The 18340-nt window shown below is 52.3% G+C and carries 17 protein-coding genes; 8 read left to right on the top strand and 9 right to left on the bottom strand.

Annotated features, from left to right (window positions below):
• Nucleotides 1–145 precede the first annotated feature (145 nt).
• The 4 genes from typA to ACFO3I_RS10505 all read right to left on the bottom strand — a co-directional run bounded on the left by typA (nucleotide 146) and on the right by ACFO3I_RS10505 (nucleotide 4249).
• A complete protein-coding gene (gene typA, locus ACFO3I_RS10520; protein ID WP_377333946.1) occupies nucleotides 146–1984 on the bottom strand; it encodes a translational GTPase TypA in 1839 nt (612 codons plus the stop codon).
• A 196-nt stretch (nucleotides 1985–2180) separates the two neighbouring features.
• A complete protein-coding gene (locus ACFO3I_RS10515) occupies nucleotides 2181–2756 on the bottom strand; it encodes an Lcl C-terminal domain-containing protein (protein WP_377333945.1) in 576 nt (191 codons plus the stop codon).
• A gap of 35 nt (nucleotides 2757–2791) precedes the next feature.
• A complete protein-coding gene (locus ACFO3I_RS10510) occupies nucleotides 2792–3625 on the bottom strand; it encodes an Lcl domain-containing protein (RefSeq protein ID WP_377333944.1) in 834 nt (277 codons plus the stop codon).
• A gap of 39 nt (nucleotides 3626–3664) precedes the next feature.
• Nucleotides 3665–4249, bottom strand: a complete 585-nt coding sequence (locus ACFO3I_RS10505) for an InlB B-repeat-containing protein (RefSeq protein ID WP_377333943.1) — start codon at nucleotides 4247–4249, stop codon at nucleotides 3665–3667.
• A gap of 460 nt (nucleotides 4250–4709) precedes the next feature.
• Here ACFO3I_RS10505 and glnA point away from each other — a divergent pair, with 460 nt between their 5' ends.
• The 4 genes from glnA (at nucleotide 4710) to glnG (ending at nucleotide 9296) form a co-directional block, all read left to right on the top strand.
• Nucleotides 4710–6119, top strand: coding sequence for a glutamate--ammonia ligase (gene glnA, locus ACFO3I_RS10500; protein WP_377333942.1), 1410 nt, complete (start codon nucleotides 4710–4712; stop codon nucleotides 6117–6119).
• 122 nt (nucleotides 6120–6241) lie between these two features.
• Nucleotides 6242–6748, top strand: a complete 507-nt coding sequence (locus ACFO3I_RS10495) for a DUF4124 domain-containing protein (RefSeq protein WP_377333941.1) — start codon at nucleotides 6242–6244, stop codon at nucleotides 6746–6748.
• 87 nt (nucleotides 6749–6835) lie between these two features.
• Nucleotides 6836–7885: a nitrogen regulation protein NR(II) gene (gene glnL, locus ACFO3I_RS10490; RefSeq protein WP_377333940.1), complete on the top strand. Its 1050-nt coding sequence runs from the start codon at nucleotides 6836–6838 to the stop codon at nucleotides 7883–7885.
• 1 nt (nucleotide 7886) lies between these two features.
• Nucleotides 7887–9296, top strand: coding sequence for a nitrogen regulation protein NR(I) (glnG, locus tag ACFO3I_RS10485; protein WP_465269137.1), 1410 nt, complete (start codon nucleotides 7887–7889; stop codon nucleotides 9294–9296).
• Nucleotides 9297–9314: 18 nt separating this feature from the next.
• Here glnG and ACFO3I_RS10480 read toward each other — a convergent pair whose 3' ends face one another.
• The 4 genes from ACFO3I_RS10480 to ACFO3I_RS10465 form a co-directional block, all read right to left on the bottom strand.
• Nucleotides 9315–10010: a hypothetical protein gene (locus ACFO3I_RS10480; RefSeq protein ID WP_377333939.1), complete on the bottom strand. Its 696-nt coding sequence runs from the start codon at nucleotides 10008–10010 to the stop codon at nucleotides 9315–9317.
• Between the two features lie 121 nt (nucleotides 10011–10131).
• A complete protein-coding gene (locus ACFO3I_RS10475; protein ID WP_377333938.1) occupies nucleotides 10132–11286 on the bottom strand; it encodes a M24 family metallopeptidase in 1155 nt (384 codons plus the stop codon).
• A 121-nt stretch (nucleotides 11287–11407) separates the two neighbouring features.
• On the bottom strand, nucleotides 11408–13108 hold the full coding sequence (locus tag ACFO3I_RS10470) for a M1 family metallopeptidase (RefSeq protein ID WP_377333937.1): 1701 nt from the start codon (nucleotides 13106–13108) through the stop codon (nucleotides 11408–11410).
• Between the two features lie 153 nt (nucleotides 13109–13261).
• The gene (locus tag ACFO3I_RS10465) at nucleotides 13262–13690 is read right to left on the bottom strand and encodes a Spy/CpxP family protein refolding chaperone (protein WP_377333936.1); all 429 of its coding nucleotides are present in this window, start codon (nucleotides 13688–13690) and stop codon (nucleotides 13262–13264) included.
• A gap of 136 nt (nucleotides 13691–13826) precedes the next feature.
• Between ACFO3I_RS10465 and ACFO3I_RS10460 the strand changes: the two genes are divergently transcribed.
• Genes ACFO3I_RS10460 through ACFO3I_RS10450 form a run of 3 tightly spaced genes read left to right on the top strand, consistent with a single transcriptional unit; the run spans nucleotide 13827 to nucleotide 16848 of the window.
• Nucleotides 13827–14525, top strand: a complete 699-nt coding sequence (locus tag ACFO3I_RS10460) for a response regulator transcription factor (protein WP_377333935.1) — start codon at nucleotides 13827–13829, stop codon at nucleotides 14523–14525.
• Nucleotides 14522–15874, top strand: a complete 1353-nt coding sequence (locus ACFO3I_RS10455; RefSeq protein ID WP_377333934.1) for an ATP-binding protein — start codon at nucleotides 14522–14524, stop codon at nucleotides 15872–15874. Before ACFO3I_RS10460 ends, ACFO3I_RS10455 begins: the two co-directional genes overlap by 4 nt.
• A 2-nt stretch (nucleotides 15875–15876) precedes the next feature.
• Nucleotides 15877–16848 carry an alpha/beta fold hydrolase gene (locus ACFO3I_RS10450; protein ID WP_377333933.1) on the top strand — a complete coding sequence of 324 codons (972 nt, stop codon included), beginning with the start codon at nucleotides 15877–15879 and terminating at the stop codon, nucleotides 16846–16848.
• Here ACFO3I_RS10450 and ACFO3I_RS10445 read toward each other — a convergent pair.
• The gene (locus tag ACFO3I_RS10445) at nucleotides 16822–17709 is read right to left on the bottom strand and encodes a cation diffusion facilitator family transporter (RefSeq protein ID WP_377333932.1); all 888 of its coding nucleotides are present in this window, start codon (nucleotides 17707–17709) and stop codon (nucleotides 16822–16824) included. The genes ACFO3I_RS10450 and ACFO3I_RS10445 overlap by 27 nt on opposite strands.
• 82 nt (nucleotides 17710–17791) lie before the next feature.
• Between ACFO3I_RS10445 and trmL the strand changes: the two genes are divergently transcribed.
• Nucleotides 17792–18256 (top strand): tRNA (uridine(34)/cytosine(34)/5-carboxymethylaminomethyluridine(34)-2'-O)-methyltransferase TrmL, encoded by a 465-nt coding sequence (gene trmL, locus ACFO3I_RS10440; protein ID WP_377333931.1) that lies wholly within the window; start codon nucleotides 17792–17794, stop codon nucleotides 18254–18256.
• Nucleotides 18257–18340: the final 84 nt, after the last annotated feature.

The following is an 18340-nucleotide window of genomic DNA, read 5'->3' as shown; positions in this document are numbered from 1 at the left end:
CTGTGCAATTGAAGTGAAGATTTGTGCCCTCTGGTGTCATTCTGTAACGACACACTGACTTCAATTGACATTGCCATACCTGGCGGTAAAACAAGCCGATAAAAAAGCCAGCGACTAGCGCTGGCTTTTTCAATCAAGTTAGCTATTACTCACCGGCTGCACGGCTGGCACGCTTACGGTCATTTTCTGTTAAATGACGTTTGCGGATACGAATAGACACTGGCGTTACTTCTACCAGTTCGTCGTCATCGATAAACTCCAGCGCCTGCTCCAGTGTGTAACGGATTGGCGGAACCAGGTTGATCGCTTCATCAGTACCAGAAGCACGCACGTTAGTTAACTGCTTACCTTTCAGACAGTTTACCGTTAAGTCGTTGCTACGGCTGTGAATACCGATCACCTGACCTTCGTACACTTCGTCGGCGTGACCGATAAACATACGACCACGTTCCTGCAGAGAGAAAATCGCATAACCAGCAGCTTTACCCATTGCGTTTGAAATCAGTACGCCGTTGTTACGCAGACCGATAGTGCCGCCTTTGTACGGACCATAATGGTCGAAGCTGTTGTACATCAGACCAGTACCTGACGTCAGCGTCATAAACTCAGTACGGAAACCGATCAGACCACGGCTTGGCATCTGGAAATCCATCCGGATACGGCCTTTACCGTCTGGCTGCATATTGGTCATTTCAGCTTTACGCTCACCCATTTTCTCCATGATAGAGCCCTGGTGTTGCTCTTCCACGTCGATGGTGACGTTTTCCATTGGTTCCATTTTCTCGCCGTCGATCACTTTCATGATGACTTCAGGACGAGATACGGCCAATTCGAAGCCTTCACGGCGCATGTTTTCGATCAGAACGCCTAAGTGCAGTTCACCGCGGCCTGATACTTTGAATTTGTCACCGTCTTCTGTTTCTTCAACACGCAGAGCCACGTTGTGCTTCAGTTCGTGTTGCAGACGTTCCAGAATTTGACGTGAAGTCACGAACTTACCTTCTTTACCAGCAAATGGCGAAGTATTGACCTGGAAAGTCATAGTCACTGTTGGTTCGTCAACTTGCAGAGCTGGCAGTGCTTCTAACTTGGTTGGAGCACAGATGGTGTCAGAGATTTTCAGCTCACCCAGACCTGTAAACGCGACGATGTCACCAGCGCCGGCTTCAGCAGCTTCAATACGCTCCAGACCTAAGTAACCAAACACCTGGCCAACTTTACCGTTACGTTTGCTGCCGTCAGCACCGATGATGGTCACTTGTTGGTTTGGCTTTAAAGTACCGCGCTTGATACGACCGATACCGATAATGCCCAGGTAGCTTGAGTAATCCAGCTGAGAAACCTGCAGCTGAGTTTCACCATCCAGTTCTACCTGTGGCGGAGCCACGTGCTTCACGATAGCTTCGAACAGGTCATTGATATCTGTTTTTGGCTCGTTGTAGTCCAGTGATGCCCAGCCGTTGATGGCTGACGCGTACACGATTGGGAAATCTAACTGCTCGTCAGTGGCACCCAGGTTGTCGAACAGGTCAAATACCTGGTCAATCACCCAATCCGGACGTGAGCCAGGACGGTCAATTTTGTTCACAACAACAATTGGTTTTAAACCGTGTGCGAAGGCTTTTTGCGTCACGAAACGAGTCTGAGGCATTGGGCCTTCTACGGCGTCTACCAGCAGTAATACAGAGTCAGCCATTGACAATACACGTTCAACTTCACCACCGAAGTCCGCGTGACCTGGTGTATCCAGGATGTTGATATGGTAGCCGTTCCAGCGTACTGAAGTGTTTTTCGCCAGGATGGTAATACCCCGCTCAGATTCCTGGGCGTTAGAGTCCATCATACGTTCCTGCAGTTTGGCGCGGGCATCAAAAGTGCCTGATTGCTGCAGTAACTTGTCTACCAGGGTGGTTTTACCATGGTCAACGTGAGCAATAATGGCGATATTACGCAGTTTTTCGATAGCTGAAGCGGTTCCGCTCATCTGTATTTCCTCTGTGGCGCTAGCTGACCATAACCTGACCACTAGGCATTGACTAAAAGTTGTCCGAATTCAAGGGCGCGTATTCTACTCTTTTTTTCAGCAGAAAGAAAAAAATCCTTAAAGCGCTTCTATTCGCTGTCAGTCTGGCAGGCCAACTTTAAATAATGATGAACAGCATCACCGAATCTTCACGTGATTAATTTTTCAGCAACTCTCGCATCAGCCGCACCGCAGAAGGGGCTTGCTGCTCCAAACCACTGGTACGATAAGCAACTTTCTCCAGTCCACGGACAAAATCTACCACCACTCCGTCCCCTGCATTCTGCCCAGCAGACTCCCGGTAATGACCTGCATAGCTCGAGCTCCAATAATCCCCGTTGTAAGCAGACGGAAATACCATTTCATTCAGTGCAGGTGACCAGCAACTGTGTTCAACCAATGACAATAACTCTTTAGCATTGGGCAAACGCCAGCCCGTCAGGCCCTGGTATTCATAAGTTTCAGCGCTTTGCAATGCGGACTGCCACTGTGCAAACAATGTCGCATCACCCACACAAGTAGTGCCGTCCCAATTTTGCCCCAGACTGCAACGCATCCAAAGCAACCCTTTGGCAGGGTCCGCAACCAGGCCGGACCGGGATAAATCAAAGTTGCTGGCCGCAGTACTTGGCACCATCGCCATATTCTGATGATCACATTGCACTTCTGCCGCCTGCGCACTGGCAAGCCCCACAAACAACACACCACAAACTAACTGGCTTATTGCTTTCATCTGCATCATCCTCTGCAATACATTCAGTGCCGCAGTCACTGAAGGTCCTCTCTGACTAATACAACACCGTTAAACACTGTGGTTTTAGTGGCCGTGCCAAAATCTGTTTTGATTTGGTCCGGGCTCGCAGCAACACTGGTCGAGCTCGGGACCGCCATCAAATACCAACTAAAGAAGAGCTGGGGATCTCTGCGGGCGGGGCCACCTGGTGAAGCGTAACCCACCCGGTCATTGATACTCACAAGCTCCTGAAACGAAGGTAGTCTCCAATCAGAAAATCCCCCCAGAGCCTGCAGATTTGCACTCTCAATCAGGTGATTCGTATCGCATGGGGCATCCAGACATTGACCACCATTCGCCACCCCGGCATTGCCGCCATTGCTTGCAGAATCGGGATTGTACCAGGTGTAGGTACCTTTCAATCCTGAGGCTGAATCGATGTACAACCACACCAGACCTGTGACGTTATCTCTGACCGAATGCCATTGAGTGCCAGCACTTTCGCTGCCTGCGCTACGATCAACGGCTAAATGCTGAATAAACAGCGGCTTACCATCCGAACCCAGCTTGGTGAAATCAAAGCCAGCGCTGCCAGTTCCTTGCTTGACTAATTGGCCAGTCTGCGCAGCATAATCACGGCCTGATTCAGCGTCTTGGCCGGGAAAACCCGCGACGGGGCATGCTGAACTCAGCACCAAATTAAAGCAGCGGCCAATCCCGGTATCGTTCAACCCTCCGATCTTCTTAAATACCGGATAACTGCTTAACTCTTTACTTTCCGCACTTTCGGTCTGTACTGTCACGGCAGTCAGCACAACATAGTAGTTCTTCGCCTTGTCCAGGCCAGTTACCACATAAGGCAATTGCAAGCCATCCAGCTTTTTGCCTTCTGCTTTGCTTTGATAATTTTATTTTGTGAGGCCAGCTTCGGTAGCCAGGTAGAGGTTGTAACTGACTGCACCAGCGACAGCATCGGCACTAATCAACAAGTCACCGTGATGCGCCTGAACTAAAAACCGCTCAGGTCCTGCAACTTCAGGAGCGGGAATGGCCGCAAATGTGGCACTCAGCTGGCAATCGGCATAAATAGGTGCAGTCTCAAATTGCAGCCCGGTTAAACTCCCCTCACAGCCGGTCACACTGTCCAGCTGATAACCAGCATCAGGCGTTAACGCAAAGGATGCTTTGCCACCATAGCTGACCGTTTGCTCTGTTGGCGAAACCAAGCCCCCTGAGCTTGCCAATGCCGTCACTTTGAATTGCACCGCAGCAAAACTCAGGCTAACCACGCAATTGGCTGTCACCGCATTAATCTGGTAACCAGTTCCTGATAAAGACCCGCCACAACCTGTGGCACCAGTCAATTGATAACCTGGGTTAATGTTGATGCTAAGGCTGAGTGGCTTGTTTTCTTCCACTTGGGAGCTTGACGGGCTAACTGTCCCTGCTGCGGGGATATTAACCTCAGTAGACACTTGGTAAAACTGAGTCATTTGCGGGTCGCCACCTTCGGTCCCCCCGCCACACCCCACTGACACAACAACGACCAAAAGGTACAGTAGATGTATTCGAATCCATTGATAGAACTTCATAACTAACCATCCATTAGTTAAATAATGACGGCGAAACCCTCATACAGCTCAGGATTTTACCTTTTAAAGGAAATATCATTAACATAAAGAAATTATCAAAACAATTATGTTGCGGCTGTTATCTTTAATGGCGGATAAACGGAAGCACCAGCTTGGTGCCATAACGCCACAATGGTGCAGAAGAGCTCCAAATTGGTGCATAAAAACAATTCATTTCGCCAGGCGATTGAATAAATTCTATAGAGATCAATGCTATACATATCTGGCATAAGATTAGCATTACTGAGCGCAACGCTATGGCGAATGCCAGCAACAAAAAAAGTGGCCGCAGGGCCAGTCAACAGACAAACCGGAGGAATGCATGTCTGCTTCTACAGTTATCAGTTACATGAAAGAGAATGACGTTAAGTTCGTTGATTTACGCTTCACCGATACCAAAGGTAAAGAGCAGCACGTGACTATTCCTGCCAGCCAAATCAACGAAGACTTCTTCGAAGACGGCAAAATGTTTGACGGTTCTTCCATCGCGGGTTGGAAAGGCATCAACGACTCTGACATGATCCTGATGCCTCAGGCTGACACCATGGTACTGGACCCGTTCTCAGAAGAAACCACGGTGAACATCACCTGTGACGTTATCGAACCAAGCACTATGCAAGGTTACGAGCGTTGCCCACGTTCTATCGCGAAGCGTGCTGAAGAGTACCTGAAATCAACTGGTATCGCTGACACCGTACTGTTTGGCCCAGAGCCAGAGTGGTTCATGTTTGACGACGTACGTTTCAAAAACACGATGGGGACTGCTTTCTTCGCTATCGATTCAGCGGAAGCGGCCTGGAACTCAGACAAAGTGTACGAAGGTGGTAACAAAGCGCACCGTCCTGGTATCAAAGGCGGTTACTTCCCGGTACCACCAGTAGACCAACACCATGACATCCGTAGCGCCATGTGTGTGGTACTGGAAGAAATGGGTCAGACCGTTGAAGCACACCACCACGAAGTAGCCACAGCAGGTCAAAACGAAATCGCAACCCGTTTCAATACGCTGACCAAAAAAGCGGATGAAATTCAGGTCCTGAAGTACGTTATTCACAACGTTGCCAATCTGTACGGCAAAACCGTGACCTTCATGCCAAAACCAATGGTTGGTGACAACGGTTCAGGTATGCACTGCCACCAGTCATTAGCAAAAGACGGCGTGAACCTGTTTGCTGGTGATAAATACGCTGGTCTGTCTGAAACTGCCCTGTACTACATCGGCGGTATCATCAAACACGCCAAAGCAATCAACGCCTTCACCAACCCAAGCACCAACTCGTACAAGCGTTTAGTGCCACACTTCGAAGCTCCGGTAATGCTGGCTTACTCAGCCCGTAACCGCTCTGCTTCTATCCGTATCCCTCTGGTACCAAGTGCGAAAGCACGTCGTATCGAAGTACGTTTCCCGGATCCGGCTGCGAACCCGTACCTGGCATTCGTGGCTCAGTTAATGGCTGGTCTGGACGGTATCCAGAACAAGATCCACCCAGGCGATGCGATGGACAAAGACTTGTACGATCTGCCACCGGAAGAAGAAGCACTGATCCCTCAGGTTTGCGGTTCTCTGGACGAAGCTCTGGATGCTCTGGACGCCAGCCGCGCTATCTTCACCAAAGGCGGCGTGATGTCAGACGCGATGATCGATGCCTATATCGATATGAAACGCGCTGAAGCTAAACGCGTTTCTGTGGCTGTACACCCACTGGAATACGAACTGTACTACAGCGTGTAATACCGGCTGCTTTGCCAAAAACCCGCGCCTGTCGCGGGTTTTTTGTTTGAGGGGGTCAGCACTCTATTTGGCAAAAACCGGCAGCAGGTTTAGAGTTAACAGGACATCTCAAAGGGTTGCTTATGCGCTTGCTGCTTACACTTTTGTTGCTCAGCCCGCCACTTGTCGCCCAGCAAGTGTATCTGTCCTATGACAAAGACGGTACGCCGGTTTATTCAGATCAGCCCACGGCAGGCGCGCGTTTAGTCGAGTTGAATGTCAGCCCGCCTTCGGCAAGCGCAGCTCCGGCAAATCCACCTGCCGATTTGCAGCTCAGCCAGGCCCAGACCCAAATCCGGTTGCAGATCCTGGAACCTGTCGCCGAGCAAAATCTGCTGTCCAACTCGGGCGAACTCAGAGTGCAAACCCGGGTGGAGCCTGAACTGCCAACCGGACATCAGTTACGCTTAGTTTTTGACCAAAACCAGCTCAGCCCACCACAACGGACCTCTGGTTTTTTGCTTAAAGGCATAGAACGTGGTGAGCATCAACTGCAACTGCAGCAGATTGACCAAAACGGCAAGCTAATTGCAGAAAGTCCTGTCACACGCTTTTACTTGCGTAAAAGCTCATTATTTTCACCAAATTAGTGCAACATCACTAGTCACAATACAAAGTTACAGTAGACTGGGGAAAAGAAAGCACTAAATTGGTGCATTGACGTAAAAGGCTTTGTAATGGAATGGACAGCGGCCAGTCTGACTGATCAACTCAGCACCGCCGTATTGGTACTGGATACGCAACTGCAGGTTCAGTATTTCAATACCGCCTGTTGTGCTTTGTTTGGTATTGGCGAAAAGAAATTAAACCAACAATATTTCCCGACCCTGTTTCAGCACACTGATCTGTCAACCAGCTTTTTTCTGACCGCGATCCAGAACCGGCAAGGTTTTGGTATCAGCGATGTTCAGGCCGTGTTGCTTGATGGTCGGCATATGCTGCTGGATGTGACCGTCAATCTGATGGAAGAACCCACTTTGTTGCTGCTGGAGATCCGTCAGGTCGACCAACAACGCAAAATCAGCCAGGAAAGCCTGCAGCAGCATCAGCACCTGGCAGCCCGTGAATTGATCCGCGGTCTGGCGCATGAAATTAAAAACCCCTTAGGTGGTTTGCGTGGCGCCGCGCAGCTGCTGGAAGAGTCCCTTAACGACGAACAAAAAGAATACACCCAACTGATCATCGCGCAGGCTGACCGGCTACGAAACCTGGTCGACCGCTTATTGGGCCCCTACAAAGCGCCGCAAAAGAAAATGCAGAATGTGCATCAGGTGATTGAACAGGTGGTGCAACTGGCGCAGATGGACAACCCGCACCAGGTGTTGTTTATCCGCGACTACGACCCCAGTATTCCGGACTTTCAGTTTGACCCTGAGCTGATAGAACAAGCACTGCTGAATATTGTCGGCAATGCCCAGCAAGTGCTGGAACAGGCTGGCGGCCAAATTACGCTGCAAACCCGGGTGCTGAACCAGCATACCTTGCATGGCCGCCGTCACCGGCTGGTGGCGGCAGTCAAAGTCACTGACAATGGTCCTGGTATACCACCTGAAATTAAAGACACCTTATTTTTCCCAATGGTCAGCGGCAAAGCCGGTGGCACAGGCTTAGGGCTATCCATTGCCCAAACCTTAATTCATCAGCATGGCGGCTGGATTGATTGCGAAAGCTGGCCAGGCCAAACCTCATTTACTTTGTATCTGCCCCTCAATAACTCTGGAGATTAATATGCAACAAGTGGTCTGGATTATTGATGACGATAACTCGATCCGATGGGTGCTGGAAAAAGCGCTGGCACGAGCCGACATCGCCTGTGAAAGTTATGCTTCAGCCGACCTGATGCTGCAGCGTTTACAGTACGAGCAGCCCACTGTGGTGGTGTCCGACATCCGGATGCCAGGCACAGATGGTATGGCGCTGTTGGGTAAATTGCAGGAACTCAGCCCTGAATTACCCGTGATTATCATGACCGCGCATTCCGACCTGGACAGTGCGGTGAATGCCTTTAAAAAAGGCGCTTTTGAATACCTGCCGAAACCTTTTGATGTGAACGAAGCGGTGGCGCTTATTCAGCGTGCGCTGGAACATGCCAAAGCCAAACAACCCAAACATCAGCCAGTGCAAGCGACGGAAGTGCCTGAAATTATTGGTGAAGCTCCGGCCATGCAGGAAGTGTTTCGTGCTATCGGTCGTTTGTCACGCTCCAGCATCAGCGTGTTAATTAACGGCCAGTCCGGTACGGGGAAAGAGCTGGTGGCTCATGCGCTGCATAAACACAGCCCACGTTCCGAGCAGCCCTTTATTGCGCTCAACATGGCTGCTATTCCGAAAGACCTGATTGAATCAGAACTCTTTGGCCATGAAAAAGGCGCCTTTACCGGCGCCGCCAATCAGCGTAAAGGCCGCTTTGAGCAAGCTGACGGCGGCACCTTGTTCCTCGATGAAATTGGCGATATGCCGCTGGATGTACAAACCCGGCTGTTGCGGGTGTTGTCGGACGGCCAGTTCTATCGCGTCGGCGGTCACCAGGGCATCAGTGTTGACGTGCGGATCATTGCCGCCACTCACCAGAACCTGGAGCAACTGGTGGCAGAAGGCAAATTCCGTGAAGACTTGTTTCACCGCCTGAACGTGATCCGTATTCATATTCCGGCGCTGAAAGACCGCCGTCAGGACATTGCTAAACTGGCGCAGCACTTCTTACGCCAGGCCGCCCGCGAACTGAACGTCGAAGCCAAAAGCCTGGCCTCAGACACTGAGAAGTTTCTCGCCTCACTGGACTGGCCTGGCAATGTGCGTCAGCTGGAAAACATCTGTCGCTGGCTCACCGTAATGGCCAGTGGCAAACAGGTGCTGATGTCAGATTTGCCCCCGGAACTGACCCAGGCACCGAAAATTATTCATGCCAATAGCGCAGGGGTGGCGCAAAGCTGGCAAGATGCGCTGGCAACTTGGGTGCGCGACAAATTGCAGGCAGGCGAAGAAAATATTCTGGCCGAAGCCAGCCCTGAGTTTGAAAAAATTGTGCTGAAACAGGCGCTGCATTTTACCCATGGCCATAAGCAAGACGCTGCCCGCCGTTTAGGCTGGGGTCGCAATACGCTGACCCGCAAACTAAAAGAACTGGATATGGAATAAAGCGAAACCTGGAGAGGGTTAGTACCTCTCCAGTGCCAGTTCAATGCGACGGTAGTACAGCTGGGTCAGACCTTCATAGCCCGAATCAGTGCCAAGAAAAACCCAGACCGCGCCTGTGGCGTCGGTGTGCAACTGCAGCCGCTCTGAGGTCGAGGTCTGAATGGTTTTTTCTGCAAAGCGACTGCCATCACAAAGCGCATCTTTACTGCCCACATGACCAATCACAGCCGCCTGGCTGCCACCTTGTGACTGCTGTCCCTTATCAGCATTCAGGTAATAACCTTCTTGCTTAGGTTCAGATTGGTGGTAGCCCAACTTCATATAGACGCTTTCCCCTGGCGCACCACCAACCCCCATACAGTTTTCACCTGCATTGGTCAGAAAGCTGACGCGCAGACGAGCGTAATACCGGGTGGAAGGCTCAAGCCCAGTCAGCCGCTGCTTTAAAAACATAAAGAGGTCGTCACTGCGGTTCATGCCGGACAACAAATACCCTTGACCGTTAAATCCGGCAGGTAAAGTGCGAATACCGGACTCAAGCTGATAAATCGGCGCGTTATCAACAGGATAATCCGAAAAACCTGCAGTCCACCCCGATTCTCCTTGCTGGAAATCTGAGTTAAAGCCTTTGCCATCTCCATTAATTAATTCCACATCACAGCCACTGAACAGCAACGCTGTCAGGGCCAGGCTTATTCCGCTTACTATTTTCATTGCTGCTTTTCACTCCAGGCAACTGTTGACTCAACAGCGCTTATTGTAAAAAGCAGCATGGCCGGGGCTGTGACCATTTGTAATGCTTCAGTGTGAAAACGTCACCGGAGTGTGAAAGCCGTCAGAAGCCGAACGGGTTCTCAATGCTATGTGCCGGTTCGCTAAACCAACGAGGCCCCTGCGCCGTCATATAGAAGTGATCTTCCAGCCGCACGCCAAAATGGCCGGGTACACAAATCATCGGCTCATTGCTAAAGCACATACCTTCGGCCAGCGCAGTCTGTTCGCCGCGCACCAGGTAAGGTCCTTCGTGGATATCCCGGCCAATACCATGCCCGGTACGATGGGGTAGACCCGGTAATTGATAGTCAGGCCCCAAACCATGGGACATCAGCACCTCACGCGCTGCATAGTCAGGGAGCTCACAAGGCTGGCCCAGCTTTGCGGCGGCAAAGGCGGCAGCCTGCGCCTGCTTTTCAATGTTCCAGATACGGCGCTGCTCAACCGTCGGCTCGCCAAACACATAACTGCGGGTAATATCGGACACATAACCCAGCAAGCGACAACCAGTGTCAATCAACACCATGTCCCCTTGTTCGAGCACCTTCGGTGTTTTCACGCCATGCGGATAGGCCGAATCCGGACCAAATAACACAATACAAAAATACGAACCTGAGGCGCCGACCGCCTGGTGAGCCTTATCGATAAAGGCTTCAACCTCAGCCGTGCTGATGCCCTCATATAAAATGCTGGCAACAGCCTTGTGCACTTCCAGCGTCATGTCCATCGCCCGCTGCATAATGGCCAGTTCAGCCGCCGATTTTTGCGCCCGGCAGCCCTGAGTCACGGCTTTACCACTCTGGATCTGCCAGTCCGGTACCTGTTGACGTAAGCCTTCAAAGATAAAGAAACTGCTGCTGTCATCCAGTGCCAGCCGGGGATTCGGCAGGCCACTGAGCCGGCGGGCTTGTTCAACCAATAGTTGATAGGGGTTTTCATGTTCATGCCAGCCGGCAATCTCGGCTTTGACCTGCTGGTAGCCCTGTAACGTCGGCACTTCAAACACCGGGCTGATATACAACAGTTGCCCTGTTGCCGACAGCAAAGCGCCGACCAGGCGTTCACTGGGGTACCAGTCGGTGCCGGTAAAATAACTTAAATTAGTGCCTGCATTCAGATACAACAGGTCCAGCCCCTGTTGCTGCATCAATTCGCAGGCTTTGGCCAGTCGTTGCTGGTATTCAGCCAGCTGAATTGGCTCCACAGCTGTTGTCATTACCGTCAAACCGGCCAGAGCTGCCTCTTGGCTTACGCCGCCTATACCTTTCATGTATGACCTCAAAATTGCCACGTGGGCCGCCACTCATCTGCATGACCCGCCACTGTGGTTTGGATTATTAACTGTTGTTACCTGGTTTGTTTTCACCGCTCTTTTCACAGCGGCCTATTAACGGCAACTGCCGTAGAATCAGCATCTGCGGATCCAGCAGCAACTGGTTGTCTGCTGGCAGCCAGACATCGCCCTGGCTGAAATCCAACCACTGCATCTGCCCATTCACCTGTGCGGGTACTGGCATTGGGAACGGCAGATTGCCCGGTACTTGCCAGTGCAAACGAATTTTCCCTTCTTGCTGTTGCTGTACCAGCTCAGGCAATTCGGCCTGATACAAATACACATCAAACATCCATTGGTAATCTTTGCCGGTCAGGCGGTTTACAATGGCAATAAAGTCTTCTGTAGTTTTGTAGGACGGCGCGATAGGATAAACCAGTTTGGCGGTGTCCGCTGTACCGTAGAGTAACTCGCGGGTGGCTTGCCAGAACAACTTGTCGCCAATCAATGCCCGCAAGGTATGCAGCACCCAGCCACCTTTGCCGTAAATGTCCGAATTAAACGCCTGCTCCGAGGTCACAATACCACTTCGTACCACAGGGTCGCAGTTTTTCAGCCCCAGATAAGCTTTATACATCTGGTAGCGGTAAGCCGCCTCACCCAGTTTATCCAGTGCATAGGCCGGTTGCATGTACAGTCCAAAACCTTCATGCAACCAGGCGTGATTCAGCGTTTTATGGGTCAGCAAGTTACCAAACCATTCATGCGCCAGTTCATGTTGTGCCAGCCAGTCATAGCCATTTGGGTCCAGCCCGTAGCCTTTGCCATAAGCATTGATGGTCTGGTGTTCCATGCCCAGATGCGGGGTTTCGACAAAACCTATTTTTTCGCTGCCCCAGGGGTATGGACCCAGTGTTTTTTCATACCAGTGAATTTGCTGCTGTAAATCATCCAGCCAGAGTTTGCGGGCAGCCTCTTTATTTTGTGGCAAGGCCCAGAACTCGACAGGAATGTTACTGCCATTAATACCGTTAAAGCTGAAGCGCTCCAGCACATAAGGGCCAATATTCAGCGCAATATTGTAATCGCTGGCTGGGACCGACAGCAGCCAGTCAAACTCAGTGCGGCCATCCGCCAGACTGCGCTGGTGCTGCAACACTCCATTGGTCGCTGCAGATAACCCTTTTGGCACCCGCAGTTTGATGCGCATGGAGTCAGCTTTATCGGCAAAATGATCTTTGCACGGCCAGAATAAATCACAACCTTCGCCTTGCACCGCGGTCGCTATCCATGGCTCGCCTGTCGGGGTATTGGCCCAGACAAAACCACCGGACCAGGGTGCTTTCAGCGCAATATGGGGTTTGCCCTGATAATACACCTGCACCCGCACTTGCTGACCTGTTTTATACAGAGCAGGCAAGGCCATGGTCAGCACACCAGCGTCACGCTGGTAACTGGCCACCTTGCCATCCACCTCAATGCGATCGATGTGGAAGCGGCTGTCCAGCTTCAGCTCCACACTGGCACTGTCAGCAACCAGCTCAAACACTGAGGTACCAGAGCCGCGGATCGACTGATGCTCCGGGTCTATATCTAAATCCAGTTCATAATAACGAACATCTGTGGCCTGAGCCGTCGCCGATAGAGGCTGGCCTGTGTCTCCAATAACAGGATCAAGTGGTGCCGGGCTCTGACAGGCACCCAGCAGACAGGCAGACGCAATCAAGGTCAGACGGGAAAAAACAGAGGGGACGTAAGTCAACATAAAGCGGTCATGCCATTGTGTTTTATCGGAAGCCGATCATGGCAAGCGCTCAGCGGAAGCACCAGAGGACCCATCGGTTCAAAGCTGCCGTTAATCGCGTTTCACTGATAAGAAAAAAGCACTGGGATCAGTGCTTTTTCATGGATACTGCAGTTATTCCTGCATGCGCGCTTCACGTTTCTGCTCACGCTCAGCCAGTTTAGCTTTTTGCTCGGCAGTCAGCAGCTGATAAATATCGTGCTGCAAACGGGAGCGGCTAACCTCCGCTTCAAGGCGTTGGCTTTGTTGACTTTGCAGCACAGTGCGGACTGCTGCTTCATCAAAGTTCTCAGCCTGGATCAGCGTTTTCAGCTGTTCGTGCTGCGCCTGCATATCTGCTTTGGCTGGCATCGAGGCACGAGCCTGCTCCATCAGAGTTTTTACTTGTTCTTTTTGCGTATCGGTCAGGTCCAGACCTTTCAGTTGCATCATGGCACCAGGCATGGGGCCGTGATGACCACGATCCTGGCCTGCAATGGCTGTCAGGCTGGTTGCAGCAACTAAGGTACTGAATAATAATGCGGTCAGGGTTTTAGCTTTCATCGTCAATCTCCTGTGTTGGGACCATTACAGCTTACCCAACCCAATGCAAAGCAGCGCAAAGCCTACGTAAAGATTGAGTAAAGCCCTGCAAGCAATTCTGTCCGGCTTTTACAATGGCGAAAAAACAGGAGGCACAATGACCGCAATTCTTATGATTGATGATGATCAGGCGCTGACTCAGCTGGTCGCCGAATACCTGCAACCTGAAGGTTATCAGTTCACTGCAGTGCACGAAGGTGTCGCCGGATTGGAACGCGCCAAAAGCAATGAATTTCAGCTGATCCTGCTCGATATTATGTTGCCAGGCCTGGATGGGTTAAGTCTGCTGCGGCAGTTACGCCAGCATAGCTACTGCCCGGTATTAATGCTGACAGCGCGCGGCGACGAAATTGACCGGGTGCTGGGCCTGGAACTGGGTGCAGACGATTACCTGGCCAAACCTTTTAGCCCACGTGAACTGGTGGCCCGCATTAAAGCCATACTGCGCCGTGTTGAACTGCTGCAACAGCAGCAACAAAGCCAACCCGCGATACTGACCATCAATCAGCTGACTCTCGACAGCGCGCGCCGGCAAATCAGCGTGGCGCAACAGGCACTGACCTTAACCGCCACCGAATACCAAATTCTGGAACTACTGATGCGCCATGCCGGCGAGGTCGTCAGCAAAGAAGACTTAAGTCAGTTAGCTTTGGGCAAACGACTGCAGATTTATGACCGTAGCCTGGATATGCATATCAGCAATATCCGGAAGAAAATCAGCCAGTACGACAGCGCGGAAAAAATTCAGACCTTACGTGGCTTAGGCTACTTGCTGCTGCAAGGCAGCCCACTATGAACTGGCACAGGTTTCATCCTTTTAATTATCTGGCGGGCCGGATTTTTCTTTGGTTCTGGCTGGTGCTGTCGGTCGCCGTTGCTGGCACTATGCTGCTGACGGAAAACTGGTTGTCTCAAACTGAACTGCACAGGCCGCCGCCGCATCTGGCCGAGCCAATGCGGCAAATCAGCCGGCAGCCGCCGGTGTTTACCACAGAAGCAGAGCTACAACGTTTTCTGAAACGCCAGTTTGATGGCGTCTGGCTGCTGGTGCGGCTCAGCGACACCAAAGTACTGAACCGCGAAGCCATTCCACCCAAGCTGGATCCCAGCTGGATCACTGAACTTGCTCAGTTGCAACGCCCCCGTTTATTGACGCACAGAAACTACCTGCTGCTGGGGCCAGCCCTCGTGAGACTGGGAGACGAGCCTGTCGCAGCCTTTCAGTTGCGACAAAAGCCGGAGCGGCCCTGGTGGCACCTGGCTGCGCTGCCGGAAGAGTTGCTGGTGCCGTTTTTAATTGCCGTCTCCGCCATTGCCAGCCTGATTCTGGCTTTTTCGATCACCAGACCGCTGCGTGAACTCAGCCAAAGCCACCTGGATTTTGCCCGCGGTCAGTTGCAAAGCCGGGTGGCCGATCTGGCAGCTCGCCGTGACGAATTAGGTGCGGTCGGGCGCGGTTTTAATACCATGGCCCAGCAAATAGAAGCTCTGATAGAAAACCAGCAACGCCTGCTCCGCGATGTGTCGCACGAGCTGCGCTCCCCGCTAACCCGCTCGCAACTGGCGCTGGCATTGCAACAACGTCAGCAGGACAGCCCGCAGTTACAGCGTATTGAGCAGGAACTGCAGTTGCTGGACCAGTTACTGGACGAGCTGCTGACCTTTAGCCGGCTGGACGCAGGCCAGTACCCGCTGGATAAACAACAGTTGGATTTAACGGAGCTGGTGCAGGCAATACTGGAGCTGAATCAACTGGAGGCGGACGCCAAACAGCAGCAGTTTGTGTTTAATGCTCCTGAACAGGCACCTTATTGCGCTGACCAGCGCCTGCTTGGCCGGGCCATTGAAAATGTGGTGCGTAATGCCATGAAGTACAGTCCGGCGGGCAGCCAGATCCAGCTGGATCTGGCTGCTGACGCTGGCGGATGGCAGCTTCGCATCAGCGACCAGGGGCCAGGGGTTCCGGCAGAACAACTGCAACAAATCTTTGCGCCCTTTTTCCGGGTGTCACAAGTGCGTGAACATCAGCAAGGCACAGGTCTGGGTCTGGCCATTGCGGCCCAGGCCATGCGACAACATCAGGGCCTTGTCAGCGCCAGTCTGCCGCCAGAAGGTGGTCTCTGCGTGCGTTTTGAGTTCAGATAACAATGAGCGCCTGGCAACTGCAAGCCCAGTTCTCCGAGCAAAACCTGCTGCAACGCCAGCAGGAATTGCGGCAATTCTGGCGCTCGGGACACCATCAGCACTTTGCCGCTAAAGATGGAACACAACTGGCCTGCAGCCAGTTTATTCAGCCGAATGCAAGGGCCGATTTAGTCATATCCCCCGGGCGGATCGAAGCGGCTGAGAAATACATGGAAAGCTGCTTTGACCTATATAAAGCGGGCTTTAACCTGCATTTGCCCGATCACAGGGGTCAGGGCCGCTCGGCCCGGCTTTGTGCCGACCCGCATCTGGGTTATGTCGCAGACTTTGACGATTATGTGCAGGATTTAGAACTGTTTATTCAGAGCAAAGTGCGGCCTTTGGTTCGCGGGCCTTTGCTGGCGCTTGGCCACTCCATGGGCTCAGCCATCCTTTGCCGTTACCTGCAAAGCACTGCACAGCATGGCATTCAGGGCGCCGTGTTCTGTTCGCCGATGTTCGGCCTGCCGATGGCGTCACTGCCCGAACCTGTCGCACTCTGGCTATGCAAGGCGTTACGCTGGTGGCAAGGCACACCGCAGTATTTCCCCGGGCAAAAACCGTACAGACCAGTGCCTTTTGCCGACAACCATTTATGCCAGAGCCAAGGCCGCTATCAATGGTTCCGTGATTTGTATCAACAACAACCTGAACTGCAGTTAGGTGGCGTCTCCAGCCACTGGTTGGTACAGGCATTGCTGGCCTGTCGACAGATCCAACAAGCGCCACCACTGCGGTTACCCCAGCTGATTTTACAAGCCGGAGCCGACGATGTAGTGGCCAATCCGGCACAAAACCTTTATGTCGCAAGGCAACCCGGCGCCCGACTGCTGCGGATCGACAGAGCAAAGCACGAGCTTTTTCTGGAAACCGACAGCATTCGCGCTGAGTTGTATCAGCAGTTGCAGTTATTCTGGCAACAGCTCGGCATCTGATCGCGGTTCCGGGTGGATCATCACTTCGGCACCCACATAAAGTGCCTGCAGTTTCAGCTCCACCTCGTCGACAATCTGATGTGCCTGCTTTAAAGTCCAGTGGTCGTCTAACACCAGCACACATTGAATAAAGACTTTAGGCCCGGCTCTGCGCGTGCGTAACTGCAGACAGGCCAGCACATGAGCGTGCTGCAGCACCAGTTGCTTAATCTGCAGCAGCTCTTCAGGCGGCAATTGCTCGTCGAGTAAATGCTGTAAGCTCTCCCGCGCCAGTTGCATCGCGTTCCACAGCAAATAAAGTGCAATCAGCACGGCCATCAGCCAGTCTGCCCACAGCCAGCCGAGCCAAACCATGCCCAGCGCCAGCAGCACGGCGGTATTCATCAGTAAATCACTGCGGTAGTGCAGTGAGTCGGACTTCACCGCCAGTGACCCAGTGCGGCGAATAATCCAGTGCTGCGCCAGCACTAACAGTAAGGTCAGCGCCATGCAGCTCAGGGTAATCACCATACCAAAGCCCGGCGCCTGTGGTGTCACCTGCCCTTTGGCGCCACTGATCGCTTGCAACAACACCAGCAGCGCCGCTCCGGCTAAAAAAGCGGCCTGCAACAGCGCCATCACGGCTTCCGCCTTGCCATGGCCAAAGCTGTGGTTGTCATCGGCTGGCCGCAGTGCATAACGCAGCACAGCAAAATTAAGCACCGAGATCAATAAATCCAGTGCGGCGTCGGTAAAAGAGGCCAACATGGCGCTGGAGTCCGTCAGCAGCACGGCCCAGAGTTTCAGCACTAAAATCAACACCGCAACACAAAGTGTCAGGTAAGCTGAGCGTTTAACCCACAACTGATAGTCAGCCTGCATAGGATCCTCTTGGTGGCGGATAGGCACCCGATATGAAAATTGCTACACTCTGCGGCCTTTGTCTGGCCTTCTGGAGTCTTTGATGCTTGATATTGTGTTGTACGAGCCTGAAATTCCCCCCAATACCGGCAACATCATCCGGCTTTGTGCCAATACGGGTTACAGATTGCATCTGATTGAACCTTTGGGTTTCGCCTGGGACGACAAGCGGATCCGTCGGGCCGGTCTGGATTATCATGAGTTTGCTTCGGTACAACGTCATGCCAACTATCAGGCCTTTCTGGACAAAGTGCAACCCAAGCGCCTGTTTGCCTGCACCACCAAAGGCCAACGCCATCATTCAGACGTCAGTTACCAGGCTGGTGATGTATTGATGTTTGGCCCGGAGAGCCGTGGCCTGCCGGTTGAAGTCCGTGAAAGCCTGCCACTGGAACATTGGTTGCGCATTCCAATGGCACCAGATAGCCGTTCGATGAACCTGTCGAACGCGGTTTCTGTTTTTGTCTACGAATCCTGGCGTCAGCTTGGGTACGAGGGCTCCGTCTAACCGGCCGAACCGGGTTTGCCTGCAAACCTTAGTTATGGCTATAGTGTGCGTTTAGCATTCTGATTTTTAGTTGTTTTTTGCGTA

Origin of the sequence: Rheinheimera marina (genome assembly GCF_042654345.1) — a bacterium.
GTDB lineage: Bacteria > Pseudomonadota > Gammaproteobacteria > Enterobacterales > Alteromonadaceae > Pararheinheimera > Pararheinheimera marina.
The sequence above is the reverse complement of the archived record's forward strand: the minus strand, read 5'-3'. Positions and strand labels throughout refer to the sequence as shown.